Origin of the sequence: Methanoculleus oceani (assembly GCF_023702065.1) — an archaeon.
GTDB lineage: Archaea > Halobacteriota > Methanomicrobia > Methanomicrobiales > Methanoculleaceae > Methanoculleus > Methanoculleus oceani.
The window spans coordinates 491299-508688 of record NZ_QFDM01000002.1 but is presented as its reverse complement, the minus strand read 5'-3'; the positions used below and the strand labels follow the sequence as shown (position 1 = coordinate 508688).

Here is a 17390-nt window from a genome sequence, read left to right as displayed (position 1 = left end):
GGCCACCGGAATAGACCCCGAGATCCCGGAGTCACAAACCAACCCCCACGGAACTCGGTCTTTCCGCCCCGCCAAAAAAAAAGTTATACGAACCTGACGCCGACGTCCTTCATCTTATTGAAGCGGGCGATGTTGAGGAGGAGGGGTGTGATGCTCTCGACGATGGATGCGGCCGCAAGCGGCCCCGCATCGTAGGCACGGAGGCTTGAGACGTTGTTGATGATATCCATCACCTTCTGCTTCGCGCCGTCGTCGTCGCAGCAGACGGCGACCGAGTAGTCGAGTTCCTCATCGAGCATCTGCCACCTGTTTGCGGCGATGTTGTTGAACGCGGCGCAGACGGTCGCGCTCGGAGGAAGCATCCCCTTGATCATCATCGCCGCCGACCCCTCCGGCGGAGGGGCGTAGTAGAAGTAGGTCGTCCGCTCGATCGGGTTGATGGGGCTGACGACGATCTTCTCCTCAAACCCGGTCAGGGTCTTCAGGGTGGGAGCCGCGTGCTTGAACGGTATCGCGAGGACGACGACGTCCGCCTCGTCGACCGCGTGCTGGTTGGAGACGCCGAGCAGGCTGCACGCCAGACCCTGCTCCTGCAGGGTCTCCCGGCAGGTCTCGCAGGTTGCGATAGCCTTTGCCTCCTCGCGGGACCCCACGATCACGTCGTACTTCGGAGAGAGCCGGAGCGCCATCCCCTCCCCGATATCGCCGGTTCCGCCAACGATACCGATCTTCACGGTTCCACCAGAGGCTTCAGGATGCCCTCAAGCGTACCGAGGTCCTGGACTCCTACCAGTTTCCGGACGAGAGTCCCGTCCGCCTTCTCGATGACGAGCGTCGGTACGAACTGGATGTCGTACTTCGCGGCGTACTGCCGCGTCTGTTCGGAATCGACACCGACATCGATCTTTCTGATATCGACCCGGTCGCCCATCTTTGCTTTGAGCTCGTCGATGATTGGCGTCTGCTGGTGGCACGGACCGCACCACTCGGCAAAAAAGTCCATTAAAACCGGTTTTTCCATAAGACTATACCCCGTTCAAACATTGTGTGTGAACGGGGCAATAAAGGTTGTTGTAGGGTTGTTATTTTGAGAGGATCGCCATGATTATCTTTCCGTACGCGGGCCTCGTGACCAGGATGCCGATCAGGACCCCGAGTATGGTGATGATGGCAAAGCCCCGAAGAGTGGAGAGATCCATCAGCGCCAGCGGGAGCATGGCGATGAAGACCGTCGCCGCCGCCACGGCGATGATGCCGAACGCCCGCCCGTACCGCTTCATATAGAGGTTCGGCGACGGGACACGCCCTTCGTGGAGAACCTCGTCCGTGATGATGACGAGCTGGTCGATGCCGGTACCCACCACCGCTATCAGGCCGGCGATGGTGGCGAGATCGAGCTGGATGATGAATCGAGCGATCCCGAGCAGGATGATGATCTCTGCAAGGTTGATCGCGACCATCGGGAGAACAATCGCAGGTTCGCGGTAGCGGTAGTAGACGACGACCCCTACCGTGAGCAGCGCGAGCAGCCCGGCAATGACGACCGTCATCTTGAACTGTTCGCCGAGCGCCGCCGGGACGGAACCCGACCCGACGATATCCACCTTCACCGGCAGGGCACCTGCCCGCAGGTGGATCTCGAGCGTCATCGCATCCTCGAGCCCGGCATCGCCGGTCCCGGTGCTTGCCGAGAGCGACCTGACCGGGCCCGAGCGGAGCTCCGTCACAAGGGTCCCGGCGAGGGGGGCGCTGTAGACGGTCTCGTTATCGAGGATCATCACGAGGTGGTGATCTTCAGGGTTGTCGACCGCTCCGGATGCGAGGGCGGCCTCGCGGAAGGCCTGGGCACCCGTCTCGGAGAACGTGAACGAGACGCCCCATTGCTGGGTCCCGGGTTCCCTCTGCGGAACGCCGACGCTGGTGATCTGGTCCCCGTAGAGGACGTGCTCGGTCTCGTTCCCGGTCGTCTGGACCCGGATCTCGAACATGCCCTGTTTGCCGACGATCTCCTGCGCCGTCGCCATATCCACGCCGGCAAGTTCTATCCGCACGTACTGCGGATACTCGCTTCCCGTCGGGGTGAGCAGGTTGATCCTCGCGTCCTGCATCCCGAGGGCGTTCACCTTCTCGTTGAGGATCCTTTTTACATCGTCTGCGGTGAACGGCGATACGCCCTCCTGGTAGGTGACGATCGAGGCGCCCGATTCCGCAAAGATCGGTTCAAGGTCGGCACGCGAGACGCTCTTTCGGATCTCGAGATGGTTCTGGTCGATCTGGATGACCTCCGCCTCGAGGCCTGTGCGCAGGTCCTGTATGAGGTCGTCGACCGATCCGTCGGTCGAATAGGCAACGACCACGGACTGGAACTCCATCTGCAGCCACGAGCCGCCCTCAAGGTCGAGGCCGAACTGGAGGTTCCCCTCAAGCCCTCTCTCCGGACTCGGGGGAGCGAGGTAGATGCTTACGAGGGAGCCGACGACCAGCAGGAGCAGCAGGGCAATCCGCCAATCTTTGATGAGGGTCTTGATGGCTTCGCGGTTCATTTCTTACCCCCCCGAAGAATGTATTCTTTGAGTATTCCGGCGTTCAGCATCCAGGTGTTCATCATGTCGACGACGAGTCCGATGAGGAGGACGCTTGCGATCTCGCTGATGATCTGGATCTGTCCTGCCGTGGAGACGGCCCACATGGCGGCGATGGCCGCGAGGGTCGTGGTCGTCATGATGATCCCGGTCCTGAAGGCCCCGGTGAGTTTCTCGTCGAGTTTCCCCTTGCGCTTTAAGAGGCGCGTGGTCAGCAGGATGTCGCTGTCGACGGAGTAACCGATCAGCATCAGCAGGGCCGCCGTCGTCCCGAGGGAGAGCGGGATGCCGATGACCTGCATGATCCCGGCGGTGACGACGATGTCGGCGAAGGCGGAGAGGACGACCGCACCCGCCGGCACCAGGTTCCGGAACGCGATGAGGACGACGACGGCCATCCCGATGAACGAGAAGATCAGGGCAAGAAAGGCCTGGCCCTGGAGCGTCTTTCCGAACGTCTCGCCGATCTGGTCTATCTTCGCATCGGGGTACTTCTCGTTGATGAGCGTAACAAGGCTCCGGTACCGGGCATCGTCCATGGGACCGAACTGGAGGTATTTCCCGTCGCCGATCCCCTCACCCACCGATAACAGCGGGTATCCGGCGAGGTTTGCCTCTATCGTCTCCCTGCTGTCGGATGTGAAGACGGTGACCGCCGTTCCTCCCGCAAAGTCGATGCCCGGTGTTAAGGGCAGGCCGGTGGCGAGCATGGTGTAGCCAAGCAGGACACCGGCAAGGAGGAGAAGAACGAGGGGCAGCGCTACCATCTGCCGCGGAGAGTATTTGTTGACGTCGTATCTGACAAATTCCATGCTGTATCAATGTACGATTGTGAAAGGTTAAAGGGTTGCTCATGCATATAGGGCGTGAATCGGAATTCACCCGGATAGCGCCGGAATGTCCCGGGAGTTGCCCGGCAGGAAGGGGGCCCCGGAGCGCCTTATCGTGCTCGGGTTCCGGACGTACCCTCCGTCGCACGTCGCACCTTCGGTGCTCCCGCTCCTGTCGTTCCGACAGTCGCGAGTCGCACCTCCTGTGCTCCTCCTCCGGGTGTGCCCTCCGTCGCGAGTCGCACCCCCGGTGCTCCCGCTCCTGTCGTTCCGACAGTCGCGAGTCGCACCTCCTGTGCTCCTCCTCCGGGTGTGCCCTCCGTCGCGAGTCGCACCCCCGGTGCTCCCGCTCCTGTCGTTCCGACAGTCGCGCAGCGAAGGCCTTCGGCCTTCTCGAACGCCGTTCCCGGAGTGCAAGATGGGGCGGTGCTGCAGCTGCGCGTAGAGAGGCCCGTCGCGGGGGGAGGGGAGCGTCATGGAGTCGGGATTATTTTTGCATAAAAACGCATCTGGCTACGTATGTCACGTTTTCTGGTAAACCGCGTTGTTATATCCCCCCTGATCTCATTTCGTCAGACAATTGTCGTCCTCTGGGCATAATCTCCGATTAAATGATTGAAAAGAAAAGATATATATAAAATACCGAATCACAAGCACATATGAGATCACCCTATGAGCTCAAAAAAGAGATAGAAGCTCGACTCAAAGGTTATCTCTCACGGGATCGGGACGGAATCCGGCATGAGCTGCTCAACCTGTTCGTAAAGGTAAAATCCCTCACCATACCTCAGATCTACGAGAAGCTGCAGAAGCAGTTCTCAATCAGTTACCACTCCATCGCATCCATGGTCGGCATCATTGCTTCCCGGATAGGGATCCTGCACGTGAGGCGGAACGCTGAGGGGACGAACTCCATCTACGAGCTGAAAGACCAGTACGTGGACGTGGTGGCGAAGATCCTCGGGACAACATAACACTCGAAAACCATACCTCTTTTTTTACACCCAGAACCAATATGGAGGACTACCATGCAGAGCGACGTTGGAGAGTCAGGACCATCACGGGGCATATATGTCACGGAAGACGTCCGATCGTATGTTCTCCAGAGGAAACGTGACTTCAGGGTGAGCACATCCTGCAGCGGACCGATCCTCCTGCCGACCTCGGTCAAACCGCCGAAGACGACCGACCTGCAGGTCCCGGTCGGCGATTATACCGTCTACATCTCGAAGTACCAGGCCCGCTACATCGAATCCATCCACAGGGGAATGATTCCGATATTCTACGAAGACTTCTAGACCATGAGTTTTGAAGAGCTGGAACACACCGCCGACGTCCTCATGCGGGTGCGGGGCGCGGACTTGGCCGAGATCTTTGCCGATGCAGGCCGGGCCATGTTCCACGTGATGTACGGACCCTGCGAGGACCGGGGCATCGAACGGCAGTTCTCCCTTGAGGCGGAGAACCTTGAATCCCTTCTCATCGATTACCTCTCGGAACTGCTCTTCATCACCGATGTCGAGAACATCGTCTTCTGCTCCTTCGACGTCGATATCCGGGGCACCCGCCTCTCCGCCGTTCTCAGGGGCGAGCCCTTCGACCCTGCACGGCACTCCGCGGGATCGCTCGTCAAGGGCGTGTCGTACTTCGGGCTCGAAATCGTTAAAGAAGAAGAGGGCTATGTGGTGGAGATCATCTTCGATATCTGAGGGAATCCCTATGCTTGAAGGAATCAATATGATCGGAGACCTCGAATGGGAGGTTCCCATTGGATACGTCCCCGATATGCGGGTGCCCGGACGTTTCTTCCTCTCCCGGGCGCTGGCGGAGACCCTCGAGGAAGGGGCCGTCCGCCAGCTCGCGAACGTCGCGACGCTCCCCGGGATCGTGAAGCATTCGCTTGCCATGCCCGATATCCACTGGGGATACGGGTTCCCCATCGGCGGTGTCGCCGCATTCGACATGACCGAGGGGGTCATCTCTCCCGGCGGGGTCGGGTTCGACATCAACTGCGGCGTCCGGCTGATCGCGACGCCCCTGACCGAGGCCGATCTCGCCGGCAAGAAACGCGAACTGATCGAGAGGCTCTTTAGCGCCGTGCCTACCGGTGTCGGTGCAAAAAGCGCCCTGCGGGTCTCGAACAAGGATCTGACCGCGGTCATGGTCGACGGCGCACGGTGGGCGGTTGAACGCGGGTTCGGCACCGGGGCGGACCTCGTCCGGTGCGAGGCGGAAGGCGCGATGCCGGGCGCAGATCCCGACGCGGTCAGTGCCAAAGCCCGCCAGCGGGGCGTGCCGCAGATCGGGACACTCGGCGCGGGAAACCACTTCCTGGAGGTCCAGGTGGCGAGGGAGATCGTCGATCCCGAAGCGGCGAAGGTCTTTGGGATCGCCGAGGGGCAGGTCTGTTTCATGGTCCACTGCGGCTCACGGGGTCTCGGCCACCAGGTCGCCACCGATCACCTGCGGACGCTCGAGAGTGCGCTCGCCGGATACCGGATACACCTCCCCGACCGGCAGCTTGCCTGCGCCCCGATCGATTCCCCGGAAGGCCGCGCCTACTACGGCGGCATGGTCTGCGCCGCAAACTATGCCTGGGCAAACCGGCAGGTCATCATGCACGAGGCCAAAAAAGTGTTCGCGGAGCTCTTCGGGATCGACTACGATGCGATGCGGCTCATCTACGACGTCGCGCATAACGTCGCCAAGTTCGAGCGCCACGACGTCGACGGCGCGTCGACGGAGGTCTGTGTCCACCGCAAAGGCGCGACGCGGGCGTTCGGTCCCGGAGCCCCGGGCATTCCCCGGGAGTATGCCGGGGTCGGGCAGCCGGTGATCATCCCCGGGAGCATGGGGACGTCCTCCTTCCTCCTCCACGGCACGACGACCGCGATGCAGAAGACCTGGGGGAGCACCTGCCACGGAGCGGGGAGAGTGCTCAGCCGGTCGAAGGCGAAGAAAGAGGTCCGCGGGAAGGAACTCCGGGAGCACCTCGCAGGAGAAGGCATCCTGGTGCGCGCTCACAGCGACTCCGCCCTCGCGGAGGAGGCGCCCGAAGTCTACAAGCCGAGCCGGGAAGTAGTGCGCGTCGTGCACGAAGCGGGCCTCTCGAATATCGTCGTCCGGCTGGAACCGCTCGGGGTGATCAAGGGGTGACCTGCAGGACCGGGCTGCTCTGGGACAGCCCCCTCATGTTCTCGCGGCTCATCGAGGACTGCGGGGCCTGCTGCGAGACGGTCAACCCCTACATGCTCGCATCACCCTTCTGGCGCGGCAAATTCGTCTCGCTCATCGTGCCGACGGGGTTTGCGAACCCGGACTACTCGAACCTCCTCCCCGCTCTTCGGGCTGCAGAGGAGCGCATCCGGCGTTTCGTCGAGAACGGAGGGCGGCTGCTGGTCTTCGGCGCGGGATGCTGCCGGGAGGACGCCTACGACTGGCTCCCGTTCCCGGTGACCTACGCGTTCTCGTACGGGCCGCGTGCAGTCCGCTTTGTCGGGGAGAGCAACTATGCCTCCCTCTTCTCCGGCTACGACCTCACCGCCGTCGAGTGCGACGGCTCGTTCCCGGCCCACGGCGGCGAAACGCTTGCCGCCTCGGCTACCGGCGAGGCGCTTCTCGTCGGGAAGGCGCTCGGCGACGGCATGATCCTGGTCTCGAGCATCCATGAATACCCGTCGCGCGAATTCTTGAAGGAGTTCTCCTGCGGCGATAGGGAAACCTTATTTTAGATAAACCATGATGAACAGTAGGGATACGACCATGGAGCAATACATCATCTCTGTCTCTTCGAGCGCGCGCGATCTCGCTCCCGTCATGCTCTGCCTCCATGATCTGCTTGGCCGTCTGCCCGTCACGGCCCGATCCCGCGACCATCCCGGAGTCCGGATCGAGGGCGGGAAGGTCATCGACGAGGCCTATACGGGTCCCGTCCTCGAGGAGGTCCTGGCTGAGAATGCCACGTTGAGGGTCAGGCCCCCGAACGGGCCTTACAAGGGCATCCCGGTAGTGGTGGCGCCGGTGAGGGGCGACGACGGCAGGCCCATCGGCGCAATCGGCATCGTCGATGTGACCGGCATCTTTGATCTGGCGGGTTTTATGGAGCAGCACGCGGATATCCGGAAGCAGGTCTGCGGCGAGGATCCGTGTCCGCTCCCGACTGAGTCGCCTGCAGCGAAAAGGTAATGGACATGAAGGATACGGCAATCAACGTACTGAAGATTCTCGAAGAATCGCCCGGCCCGGTATCGGGCGAACGGATTGCAGAGCAGCTGGGCGTCACCCGATCGGCCGTCTGGAAACAGATACGCGAACTCCGGAGGCTGGGATACGGCATATCGTCGTCACGGGCGGAAGGCTACCGCCTCGAGACGAAGACCGACAGGCTCCTTCCGTACGAGATCCACAAGCAGCTCCGCACCCGCTTTATCGGGAGACAGATCCGCCACTTCGACCGCACCGCCTCCACGGGCTGGATCGGGAAGAAACTCGCCGAAGAGACCGATCCCGAAAGACTGCACGGCATGGTGATCATCGCCGAAGAGCAGACCGGCGGGGTGGGCAGACTCGGACGCGCCTGGGTCTCGCCTGCGGGGGGTATCTGGGCCACCATTCTCTTAAAACCGAAGATCCCGTTCGACCACCTCTTCATGATCACCATGGCCGGGGCGGTCGCGATTGCCCGTGCCATCCGGAAGGAGTACGACATCAGTGCGCTGATCAAGTGGCCCAACGACATCTTCGTCGGGGATAAGAAGGTTGCCGGGTTGCTCCTGGAACTCACTGCCGAGGCGGATACCGTGCACTACGGCCTCCTCGGGATCGGGATCGATGCGAATATCTCTCTCGACGAACTCTCGCCGAACCTGAGGGATACGGTGACCTCGCTCCAGGCGGAGGTCGGCCGCGAGGTCGACCGCGTGGCGCTTCTCGCCCGGGTCCTGCGGGAGTTCGAACTGCGCTACCAGCAGCTCGAGGACGGAGAGTACGATCCCATCATCCGCGAGTGGAAGAGCCTCTCCCTGACGCTCGACCACCGGGTGGCCATCAAGACCATCAACAAGACCTTTTCGGGAGAGGCCATCGATATCGATGAGCACGGCGCCCTGATCATCCGCAAGGACAACGGGAAGATCGAGCGGGTCATCGCGGGCGACTGTTTCCAGCTCTAACTTCCTGGTCCCTGTCAACACCCGTACACTTTTTGGATCATTGGGAGAGAAGACCCCCCATCGGTAACGGAACTACCTGGGGGTTATGCGAAGCAGTTCGTTAGAGTTATCCATCATTCATCGTTCAACATCGACAGGATTTTTCTTGTCAACCATCCAAAATAAGATGGTTGACATGATGCACCGAGCCCGGATCCTCGCTTACAGTGGTACGTTCATCGCGCTGATCGCCGCCGGGAGCTGGATATCCATCCCGCTGCCCCCGGTCCCGCTTACGCTCCAGACCCTCTTCGTGCTTCTCTCCGGGATTGTCATGAAGCGGTATGCGGTGATCCCCGTCGCCCTCTACGTCCTCCTCGGGGCGGCCGGCCTCCCGGTCTTTCATAACGGTACGGCCGGCCTCGGGGTGCTCCTCGGCCCCACGGGGGGGTTTCTGGCCGGCTTTATCCCCTCCGCCCTCGTCGTCGGGCTCGCCTACGAGCATGAATCGCCGAAGTCCCGGGTCGCGGGTCTGATCGCGGCGACCTGTGTAACGTATGTCTTCGGTGTCGCATGGCTCGCCTGGTCGGCGTCGCTCTCGCTTCCCCAGGCAATCCTGGTCGGCGTCGCCCCGTTCGTCGTCGGTGCCGTCGTGAAGGTCGCGGCTGCCTATGCCATAGGAAAGCGGGTGGCATGATCCGCATCTCCTGCCTCCGGCACCGAATCGTCGAGATCCCCGACCTTACGGTAGATGCGCGCCACATCGCCGTTATCGGGCCGAACGGGAGCGGCAAGACGACGCTTCTTTCAGTCTGCTCCGGCATCGAGGAGCCCGGCGCTGGAACGGTCCGGCTCCTCGGCCGTCCGCCGTCCGCCGTGAAGGTCGGGTGGGTGGGGGAGTTCCCCGACCGGACGCTCCTCTTCTCCCGGGTCTACGACGAGATCGCGTCGACTCCCCGGTTCCGCCACTACCCCTGCCCCGAGACGGACGAGCGGGTCAGGGCGGCCGCAGCCCGGGTCGGTATTTCGCACCTCCTCGATGCGAAGGTCTCGGCCATCTCCGGGGGCGAGAAGGCCCTCGTCGCGCTGGCTGCGGCCTGTGCCGGCGATCCCGAGGTGCTCGTCCTGGACGAGGCCGACTCGCACCTGGATGCCGTGACGGCGGAGCGCGTCCGGCGGGTCGTGCAGGAGAGCACCGCAGCCCACGTGCTCTGGTGCACGCAGTCGATGGATGCCGCGGCAGGGGCGGACTACGTCATCTTCATGGAGAACGGTCTCGTCCGGCACCACGGCACGCCGGAAGAGGTCTTCTCCGCGCTCGAGGAGACGTGCTTTTATCCCACGATGTGGAGGGTTTGCCGGTGAGGGTCGACCTCGAGGATCTCCGCTTCTCCCGCGGTTCGTTCACCCTCCGGGGCAGCGGAACCTTTGAAGAGGGCGTGCACCTGGTCAGCGGGCCGGTGGGAAGCGGGAAATCGACGCTCGCTCTCCTGCTTGCCGAACTGCTCCGTCCCGCGAGCGGCGCCGTCCGGCGGCACAATGTTGCATCGGCGCTGCTCCTGCTGCAGTTCCCCGAACACCAGATCACCTGCCCGACCGTGGCCGAGGAGGTCCGTTCCTGGGGGCTTTCCCCGGAGGACGTGCTCGCGCGGGCGGACCTCCCGGCGCGCGCCGGCGACGACCCGTTCCACCTCTCCCGCGGTGAACTCCGGAGGCTGACCCTGGCCTGCGCCGTCATGCAAAACCCGGACCTGCTGATGCTGGACGAACCGTTCAGTTCTCTCGACTGCACCGCGAAGAGGGAGGCCTGCAGGATGATCGAGGAGAGGGAAGAGGGCATCACCATCATCTTCTCGCACGAGCGCGCGGTCCTGCCCCGGGTGAATGCCGTCTGGGAAATGGAGGATGGAGTCCTGACTGCCCGCGGCAGCGTGCCCGACGCGATCCCCTCCTGGCGGCACGCCCCGCCGTACCTCGCGTATGCCCTGAGAGAGGGTGCCCGCCCGGAGAACATCAGGCTTTCCGACGCCCGGGAGGCGCTATGCAGGATCCGCGGCTGAGGCTGCTCGCCACCGTGCTCCTCTCGGCGGCCGCGTTTGCGAGCACGGCGGGAGCCGTCGCCGCCCTGGTCTGGTGGCTGCTCTTTACCCCGCGCACGAAGGCCCTCCCGCAGCCGGGGGTGTTTCTCCCCCTCGTCGGGATGATCGCCGTAACGGCGCTCGTCTCGGCGTGGGGGGGCGGCCCGGGGCTCTCTTACTTCATCAGGATGACCGTGCTCCTTCTCCTCGCCGCGTGGGCGTATACCGCGACGGAGGAAGGCGAGGTGCTCGGCGTGGCGGTCTGGGCCCTCGGGAACCGGGTGGGGTTCGAGGTGGGGCTCATCGCCGAGATGGGACTTACGGGTCTTGCCGTGATCCGGCAGGAGATCGACCAGCTGCGGATTGCAATGGCGCTGAAGGGAATCCGGCCCGGTGTGCGCTCGATCGTGCCGCTCGCCGTCACCCTTATCGTCACCCAGATCAGGAGGGCCGACGAGATTGCCCGGCTGCTCGTGGTACGGGGATACACGATCGGGGGGCGGATATGCCCCCGATTTGAAGCGGATCCACGGGACGTCCTGGCTTGCATAACGGCCGGAATACCCGGGTTTTTATCCTGTCTGCCTCTTCGCGACGTTTTTATATTAGTAGGATGAATTTTTTAGAGGCTTTATCGATATCTTCTCAGCCCTTCGAGGTGCAAAATTCGATGTGTGCTGCCAAATTTGATTCACTCAATATCACCGATACCACGCTTAGGGACGCGCATCAGTCGCTCATCGCCACCCGGCTCCGGACTGAGGATATGCTCCCTCTTGCCCGTGCCATCGATGAAGTAGGTTTCTTCTCTGTCGAGGCCTGGGGCGGGGCGACCTTTGACAGCTGCATCAGGTTTCTCAACGACGATCCCTGGGAACGCCTCCGCATGCTGAAGGCCGAACTGAAACGCACTCCCATCCAGATGCTCCTGCGGGGCCAGAACCTCGTGGGCTACCGGCACTATCCCGACGACGTCGTGGAGAAGTTCGTAGAGGCGTCGGCGCAAAACGGGGTCGATATCTTCCGGGTCTTCGATGCGCTGAACGATATCCGGAACATGAAAAAAGCGATGGAGGAGGTCGGGAACGTCGGGGCGCACCTGCAGGGCGCGATATCCTACACGACGAGCCCCGTCCACTCCGTCGCGACGTTCATCGAGATGGCGGAGGAACTCTACGCGCTCGGCTGCGACTCGATCTGTATCAAGGACATGGCCGGTCTGATCATGCCGCACGATGCCCGCGACCTTATCACGGGGATCAAGAAGATGGCGGATGTCAGGGTCTGCCTCCACTCCCACTGCACAAGCGGCGTCGCCCCCCTGAGTTACCAGGCGGCGATCGATGCGGGCGTGGACATCCTCGATACGGCGATGTCGCCGTTCGCCCTCGGCACCTCCCAGCCCCCGACGGAGAGCGTCGTTGCAAGCGTTGCCGGGACGCCGCGCGACACCGGGATCGACCTTCTCCCGCTCCGGAAAGTCAGGAACATCTGCCGGGAGATGCGGGGTAAGTACGAGCCGCTCTTCAACTCCATCGCGGACCGGGTCGACTCGGACGTGCTGATCTATCAGCTCCCCGGCGGGATGATCTCGAACCTCGTCTCGCAGCTCAAAGAGCAGGACGCGCTCGACCGCCTGGAAGAGGTCTTCCGCGAGATCCCCCGGGTGAGGGAGGATCTCGGCTACCCGCCGCTCGTGACGCCGACGAGCCAGATCGTGGGCACCCAGGCGGTCTTCAACGTCCTCATGGACGGGGAGCGCTACCGGAACGTGACGAAAGAGGTGAAGGACTACGTCCGCGGCCTCTACGGTCGCTCTCCTGCCCCAATCAGCCCCGAGATCCGGAGGACGATCATCGGCGACGAGGAGCCGGTCACGGTTCGCCCGGCAGATCTTCTCGAACCCATTTACGAGCAGATGAGGAAGGAGGCGACGGAGCAGGGCCTGGTTACCCGTGAGGAAGACGTTCTCACCTACATCCTCTACCCGAGCGTCGCCCCGTCGTTCCTCCGCGGCGAGCGCCAGGCCGAAGCGATCCCCGAGAAGGTGCACGCCGGACCGGTGGGGGTTGCGGAGATCCCCCGCTCCATGGAGGTGGAGGTGGACGGCGAGATCTTCTCCGTCCGGATCATCACGGTGGAGGGAGGCTCCGTCGCGGCCCCGTCGGCCGCCGCCCCGTCGGCCAGGGAGGTGCCCCGCGGGGATGTCGCCGGCGGCGTCAAGAGCAACATGCAGGGCATGGTCCTGAAGGTGATGGCCGAGCGCGGGAGCACCGTCAGGAAGGGGGAGACGCTCATCGTCCTCGAGGCGATGAAGATGGAGAACCCCATCCCCAGCCCCCGCGACGGCATGGTCTCGGAGATCTTCGTGGATGCCGGAGACGTCGTGCAGAACGGCGACGTGCTGATGGTCATCGAGTGAGGCTGCCAGGACGATGAAATACTTTGACAAGATCCTGATTGCCAACCGTGGCGAGATCGCCATCCGGGTCATGCGGGCCTGCCGGGAGCTGGGGATCGACACGGTCGCGATCTACTCAGAGCCGGACAGCAACGCGCTCCACGTCAAGTACGCCGACGAGGCGTTCTGTGTCGGGGAGGCGCACCCGTCCAGGAGTTACCTCAACAAGGAGCGGATCTGCGATGTGGCGAGGAAGACCGGGGCCGAGGCGATCCACCCGGGCTACGGGTTCCTCGCCGAGAACGCCGGGTTCGCGAAACTGGTCGAGGACGAGGGCCTGACGTTCATCGGGCCGTCGTGGAAGACGATCGAGGCGCTGGGCTCGAAGATCGGGTCGAAGCGGATGATGCGCGAGGCGGGCGTCCCGGTCCTCCCCGGAACGCCGGAGGGTGTCACGAGCGTCGATGCGGCGAAGAAGGTCGCCGCGGAGATCGGCTACCCGGTGATCGTGAAGGCGAGCGCGGGCGGCGGCGGTATCGGGATGCATATCGCCGAGAACGAGGGAGAGCTCGAGGAGGCGATCGACAAGGGCAGGCGGATTGCCCAGTCCGCTTTCGGGGACCCGACGATCTTCGTCGAGAAGTACCTCACGAAGCCGCGCCACATCGAGATCCAGGTCCTTGCCGACGCGAAGGGGCACACCGTCCACCTCTACGACCGCGAGTGCTCCATCCAGCGCCGGCACCAGAAGCTCCTCGAGGAGGCGCCCTGCCCGATCATGACGCCCGCTCTCCGGGAGCAGATGACGGCGTCGGCCGTCGCCGCGGCAAAGGCGGCAAACTACAAGAACGCCGGCACGGTAGAGTTCCTCTACGCGAACGGCAACTATTACTTCATGGAGGTGAACACCCGGCTGCAGGTGGAGCACACCATCACGGAGTTCATCACGGGGGTCGATATCGTGAAGCAGCAGATCGCCGTCGCGGCCGGCGAGGACCTCGCGATGGACCAGGACGATATCAGAATCCGGGGGCACGCGATCGAGTGCCGGATCAACGCGGAGGATCCGCTGAACAACTTCGCCGCCGATCCGGGCAAGATCGTCCGCTACCGCTCCCCGGGCGGCCCGGGAATCCGGGTCGACTCCGGCATCCACATGGGCTACACCATCCCGGCGCACTACGACTCGATGATCTCGAAGCTCTGCGCCTGGGGCTCCAACCGCGAGGAGGCGATCCAGCGGATGCGCCGGGCCATCTACGAGTACGTCATCCTGGGCGTGAAGACGACGCTCCCGCTCCACTACGCGATCATGCACAACGCCCACTTCATCGCCGGCGACACCCACACGCACTTCCTGCAGGAGGAGCACATCGCGACGAGCCTGCGCCGCTATCTCCACGAGGAGGAGGCGCGTATGCAGACGCTGGCCGACTCGCTCCGCCAGGGAAAGCACGTGGCGGCGATCACGGCGGCGGTCGACGTCTATATCCGGAAAAACTCGAAGTAACCCTCCATCCAATTTTTCCGCTAAGCCATAAGGTTTATTTGCCAATACAGCATTGTTATACTGCACTTTGTATGCTGCGGTGGCCTAGTCGGTTAGGGCGCCAGACTCATAGGGTTTTCGAGAAAACGGTGCGTCCAAGCCTGGGACATCTGGAAATCGTGGGTTCGGATCCCACCCGCAGCATTGATTTTTGAGTTGGTTCTGAATTTTGAGAGTTTCTGAGTTAGTAGGTCGGGATGGTGGACTCAGGGTCTATCTGTAGAGTTCACTGATTCAAAAACAAAATATCTTTAGTAAATTAATTACGAGGCTTGTTCCTCATTCAAACCGAATGTTTTCACAAATCCATTTCATCCAACTTTTCACCGTAGAGGCTCTTCTTCTGCTCGTGGTATGATTATATCTTGGACTATTATCCCTTATTATTCGTGCCACGTCATCCAAATCGATGTTCGTTGGATTAAAACCAAGACGTTTCACCAAGAGAATTGTTGAACGGAAGGAAGAGCGTTTTAACAATTGAGTTAGAAGCTGACGGTTTCTGCATCTCCGGTTTGAGCAACGCTTCATGGCCTTTCCTAAATCTGTTAATGCAAAGGATCCATAATTGTCAGTATCTCGGCTAAGGAGACCAAGATATATTGCGGCATTCGCGTAATAATCTCCTTGGCGCTCATCAAACTCGAAGTATTCTGATATCTGTTCCTTTGTTTTCAAATCTTCGCTAAATGATGTGATGATATCGATTATTTTATCGAGGTCATTTGCCTGCGGAAAGGGAACACTTTCCGATTCGGATGTATCCACTACTATGGAATCCATCAACTCCTCGAAATTGACAGATAACACGGGATCTTCATCGATCGAGAAGGATCGTGACTCAAGAATCTGAAGATCTCCAAAATCTTTTCCGAATCTGAATTTCGTAAGATAAAATATGCCATTTGAATAGACGAAGAAAATGGGAATAATAGGTTTGTCTGTTTTTTGGGACCAGTCTTTCCAAGGATAATAGAGTTGTCGAATGTGGAAGTCATCACGTTTTCCTATCTTTGCTTCGATTAGATATATTCCGTTGTTACCCTCATATCCGGAATCGACCTCAATTTGCACACCATCAACTTCAATTTGCTTATCATTGTCAGGTAAGTGGAGATTGAAATTTCCAGAACGAAGTTTTCCTCTTATCGTGAGATACAATTGAGATTCGTTGGTGAATGTTTTCAGTAATGAGACAAGGTTTGCATAATCAATGGCCTGAAACTCGCTTGAGATCGAACCTATACTCAGGCTCTCAAGGATTTCAGAATCAGGACAGGGATCATAAATCTCTATTGGGATGCCATAAAATGAGGAATCGTATTTGAAATAGGATTGCCCTTTGTTATCGCGGTAAATAATATATTCACCATTTTTGATTGGAAGGATGGATAGGTGCTGCCGTTTGAAAATTTCCGGTCGGGAGTTTAATGTATCTTGCTTCGCCATCAGGCGTGGTTCCCTCTGCCCGATTTCCTTGAGAGTGGTTGCTGAAATCTGGACGAATCCCTCGGATTCGATTGTATTAAGGAGATTCAGGGATTGAAAAACTTTATTCCAGGCCTCGTCGCCCTTTGTGGTCATAAACGGAGTTTAGTAGTTTGTGACGATAATTTCATTGATTTCTCCCCGCTTACTCGCGTCTGAATTAATCATCCTCCTTGCAGGGACGCGTTGAATGTTGAACTTCCCATAGAGGGTATCAAAGAAATTGTCATTAGAATTGATATTTTTAGGATCTGAGTTGCTTAGCATCAATTTTGCTCGCTTTGCGTCACACTTTGCAAAAAATTCTGCGAGCCGTTGCTGCTCCACGTCATCAAATCCATCCTTTGAATACTGGGTAAATGAAGCAGTATTACTTAGAGGTCGATAAGGGGGATCAAAATAGACAAATGAATTATTGTTGATGTATTGAGATGACTTCGCGAAATCACCGAGGTGAATTTTCGTGTTTTGCAGAATTTGAGCATCTGCTCTCAACACATCTGGATAAACAATTTTCGGGTTTTTATGCTGTCCAAAGGGGACGTTGAATTCGCCCTGAGAATTTACTCTGAATAGGCCATTAAAACAGGTTTTATTCAAAAAAATTAGCTGACCTGCTCTTGGAATCCACGCTTTGCCATAATTTTTAAAGTTAATACTCGACTTTGTCTGATTGAATTCATCGCGGATGGAGTAGAAGTATTCTTTTCTCCCTTCATCGTCTTTTGATAAGAATTCTTCTGTGAGATCACAGAGATATTCGATGAGATCCTCGACGTTTCTTTTGACGACACTGTATGCGAGAATCAGCTCTTCGTTAATATCAAAGATATGGCATTCTTTAAAGGAGAATACACTGTTAAAATGAAAGAATACTGCTCCTCCACCAACAAAGGGTTCTATAAATGTGGATATTTCACCATTTTTAAGTTCCTTTGGAATTCGTCTTGCGAATTCGTTGAGTAATTGGGTCTTCCCGCCTGCCCACTTGAGGAAAGGCCTTGCATTGGTCTCAATCATGGTGAAATCTCGTAAATTATTTACTCCGTCAGTTTTCTGTGCGTAATTTTATTTGGTTTCATGAAATTTAGAGTTAGCTGAGTGGCTTAGCCTCATGACTTGTGGAGATTGAGGAACTCATTCACACACCACCAATATCTCTGCCTCATACTGCAGCACATTATACCGGGCTCTCCCCCCGCTCATGCCGCGGTGCCGCGTGTCGATTAGCCGCAACTCGTCGAGCGTACACAACCGATCAAAGAAGACTGAATCTGACAGCTGCATCTGCTCCTTTGTCGACCGGAAGACT

19 protein-coding genes and 1 tRNA gene are annotated in these 17390 nt (G+C 59.5%); 14 read left to right on the top strand and 6 right to left on the bottom strand.

What is annotated here, in order from left to right; all coding sequences use genetic code 11:
* Positions 1-83: 83 nt before the first annotated feature.
* The 4 genes from npdG to DIC75_RS07470 all read right to left on the bottom strand — a co-directional run bounded on the left by npdG (position 84) and on the right by DIC75_RS07470 (position 3394).
* Entirely contained in the window at positions 84-734 is a 651-nt protein-coding gene (gene npdG / locus DIC75_RS07485; RefSeq protein ID WP_250987406.1) for an NADPH-dependent F420 reductase, read from the bottom strand.
* Positions 731-1021, bottom strand: a complete 291-nt coding sequence (locus DIC75_RS07480; protein ID WP_250987405.1) for a thioredoxin family protein — start codon at positions 1019-1021, stop codon at positions 731-733. The genes npdG and DIC75_RS07480 overlap by 4 nt, the downstream gene beginning before the upstream one ends.
* A 61-nt stretch (positions 1022-1082) precedes the next feature.
* Positions 1083-2543, bottom strand: a complete 1461-nt coding sequence (locus DIC75_RS07475) for a preprotein translocase subunit SecD (protein ID WP_250987404.1) — start codon at positions 2541-2543, stop codon at positions 1083-1085.
* Complete coding sequence (locus DIC75_RS07470; protein WP_250987403.1) at positions 2540-3394, bottom strand: protein translocase subunit SecF; 855 nt, start codon at positions 3392-3394, stop codon at positions 2540-2542. Before DIC75_RS07470 ends, DIC75_RS07475 begins: the two co-directional genes overlap by 4 nt.
* A gap of 677 nt (positions 3395-4071) precedes the next feature.
* On the opposite strand from DIC75_RS07470, the gene DIC75_RS07465 reads away from it, so the two are divergent.
* The 14 genes from DIC75_RS07465 to DIC75_RS07400 all read left to right on the top strand — a co-directional run bounded on the left by DIC75_RS07465 (position 4072) and on the right by DIC75_RS07400 (position 14734).
* Positions 4072-4386 carry a DUF2551 domain-containing protein gene (locus DIC75_RS07465; RefSeq protein ID WP_250987402.1) on the top strand — a complete coding sequence of 105 codons (315 nt, stop codon included), beginning with the start codon at positions 4072-4074 and terminating at the stop codon, positions 4384-4386.
* A 54-nt stretch (positions 4387-4440) separates the two neighbouring features.
* Positions 4441-4710, top strand: a complete 270-nt coding sequence (locus tag DIC75_RS07460) for a hypothetical protein (protein ID WP_250987401.1) — start codon at positions 4441-4443, stop codon at positions 4708-4710.
* A gap of 3 nt (positions 4711-4713) precedes the next feature.
* Entirely contained in the window at positions 4714-5121 is a 408-nt protein-coding gene (locus DIC75_RS07455; protein WP_250987400.1) for an archease, read from the top strand.
* A 10-nt stretch (positions 5122-5131) separates the two neighbouring features.
* Entirely contained in the window at positions 5132-6568 is a 1437-nt protein-coding gene (locus DIC75_RS07450; protein ID WP_284738420.1) for an RtcB family protein, read from the top strand.
* A complete protein-coding gene (locus DIC75_RS07445; protein ID WP_250987399.1) occupies positions 6565-7143 on the top strand; it encodes a hypothetical protein in 579 nt (192 codons plus the stop codon). The genes DIC75_RS07450 and DIC75_RS07445 overlap by 4 nt, the downstream gene beginning before the upstream one ends.
* A 10-nt stretch (positions 7144-7153) precedes the next feature.
* Entirely contained in the window at positions 7154-7597 is a 444-nt protein-coding gene (locus DIC75_RS07440; protein WP_250987398.1) for a DUF2111 domain-containing protein, read from the top strand.
* 5 nt (positions 7598-7602) lie between these two features.
* Positions 7603-8583 carry a biotin--[acetyl-CoA-carboxylase] ligase gene (locus DIC75_RS07435; RefSeq protein WP_250987397.1) on the top strand — a complete coding sequence of 327 codons (981 nt, stop codon included), beginning with the start codon at positions 7603-7605 and terminating at the stop codon, positions 8581-8583.
* A 166-nt stretch (positions 8584-8749) separates the two neighbouring features.
* Positions 8750-9259, top strand: a complete 510-nt coding sequence (locus DIC75_RS07430) for a biotin transporter BioY (protein WP_250987396.1) — start codon at positions 8750-8752, stop codon at positions 9257-9259.
* Positions 9256-9927, top strand: a complete 672-nt coding sequence (locus DIC75_RS07425; RefSeq protein ID WP_250987395.1) for an ATP-binding cassette domain-containing protein — start codon at positions 9256-9258, stop codon at positions 9925-9927. Before DIC75_RS07430 ends, DIC75_RS07425 begins: the two co-directional genes overlap by 4 nt.
* On the top strand, positions 9924-10622 hold the full coding sequence (locus tag DIC75_RS07420) for an ATP-binding cassette domain-containing protein (RefSeq protein WP_250987394.1): 699 nt from the start codon (positions 9924-9926) through the stop codon (positions 10620-10622). The genes DIC75_RS07425 and DIC75_RS07420 overlap by 4 nt, the downstream gene beginning before the upstream one ends.
* Positions 10604-11257, top strand: a complete 654-nt coding sequence (locus DIC75_RS07415) for an energy-coupling factor transporter transmembrane protein EcfT (RefSeq protein WP_250987393.1) — start codon at positions 10604-10606, stop codon at positions 11255-11257. Before DIC75_RS07420 ends, DIC75_RS07415 begins: the two co-directional genes overlap by 19 nt.
* Before the next feature lie 53 nt (positions 11258-11310).
* On the top strand, positions 11311-13062 hold the full coding sequence (oadA, locus tag DIC75_RS07410; RefSeq protein WP_250987392.1) for a sodium-extruding oxaloacetate decarboxylase subunit alpha: 1752 nt from the start codon (positions 11311-11313) through the stop codon (positions 13060-13062).
* 13 nt (positions 13063-13075) lie between these two features.
* A complete protein-coding gene (locus tag DIC75_RS07405) occupies positions 13076-14551 on the top strand; it encodes an acetyl-CoA carboxylase biotin carboxylase subunit (RefSeq protein WP_250987391.1) in 1476 nt (491 codons plus the stop codon).
* A gap of 73 nt (positions 14552-14624) precedes the next feature.
* A tRNA-Met gene (locus DIC75_RS07400) sits at positions 14625-14734 on the top strand.
* 135 nt (positions 14735-14869) lie between these two features.
* On the opposite strand, the gene DIC75_RS07395 is transcribed toward DIC75_RS07400, so the two are convergent.
* Positions 14870-16174, bottom strand: a complete 1305-nt coding sequence (locus tag DIC75_RS07395; RefSeq protein WP_250987390.1) for a type II restriction enzyme — start codon at positions 16172-16174, stop codon at positions 14870-14872.
* A gap of 9 nt (positions 16175-16183) precedes the next feature.
* Complete coding sequence (locus DIC75_RS07390; protein ID WP_250987389.1) at positions 16184-17098, bottom strand: DNA adenine methylase; 915 nt, start codon at positions 17096-17098, stop codon at positions 16184-16186.
* Positions 17099-17390: the final 292 nt, after the last annotated feature.

Coding starts and splice junctions, on each gene's coding strand:
- DIC75_RS07480 (WP_250987405.1), bottom strand. CDS start 1,021: ATGGAAAAACCGGTTTTAATGGACTTTTTTGCCGAGTGGTGCGGTCCG.
- DIC75_RS07475 (WP_250987404.1), bottom strand. CDS start 2,543: ATGAACCGCGAAGCCATCAAGACCCTCATCAAAGATTGGCGGATTGCC.
- DIC75_RS07470 (WP_250987403.1), bottom strand. CDS start 3,394: ATGGAATTTGTCAGATACGACGTCAACAAATACTCTCCGCGGCAGATG.
- DIC75_RS07465 (WP_250987402.1), top strand. CDS start 4,072: ATGAGATCACCCTATGAGCTCAAAAAAGAGATAGAAGCTCGACTCAAA.
- DIC75_RS07460 (WP_250987401.1), top strand. CDS start 4,441: ATGCAGAGCGACGTTGGAGAGTCAGGACCATCACGGGGCATATATGTC.
- DIC75_RS07455 (WP_250987400.1), top strand. CDS start 4,714: ATGAGTTTTGAAGAGCTGGAACACACCGCCGACGTCCTCATGCGGGTG.
- DIC75_RS07450 (WP_284738420.1), top strand. CDS start 5,132: ATGCTTGAAGGAATCAATATGATCGGAGACCTCGAATGGGAGGTTCCC.
- DIC75_RS07440 (WP_250987398.1), top strand. CDS start 7,154: ATGAACAGTAGGGATACGACCATGGAGCAATACATCATCTCTGTCTCT.
- DIC75_RS07435 (WP_250987397.1), top strand. CDS start 7,603: ATGAAGGATACGGCAATCAACGTACTGAAGATTCTCGAAGAATCGCCC.
- DIC75_RS07430 (WP_250987396.1), top strand. CDS start 8,750: ATGGTTGACATGATGCACCGAGCCCGGATCCTCGCTTACAGTGGTACG.
- DIC75_RS07425 (WP_250987395.1), top strand. CDS start 9,256: ATGATCCGCATCTCCTGCCTCCGGCACCGAATCGTCGAGATCCCCGAC.
- DIC75_RS07415 (WP_250987393.1), top strand. CDS start 10,604: ATGCAGGATCCGCGGCTGAGGCTGCTCGCCACCGTGCTCCTCTCGGCG.
- oadA (WP_250987392.1), top strand. CDS start 11,311: ATGTGTGCTGCCAAATTTGATTCACTCAATATCACCGATACCACGCTT.
- DIC75_RS07405 (WP_250987391.1), top strand. CDS start 13,076: ATGAAATACTTTGACAAGATCCTGATTGCCAACCGTGGCGAGATCGCC.
- DIC75_RS07395 (WP_250987390.1), bottom strand. CDS start 16,174: ATGACCACAAAGGGCGACGAGGCCTGGAATAAAGTTTTTCAATCCCTG.
- DIC75_RS07390 (WP_250987389.1), bottom strand. CDS start 17,098: ATGATTGAGACCAATGCAAGGCCTTTCCTCAAGTGGGCAGGCGGGAAG.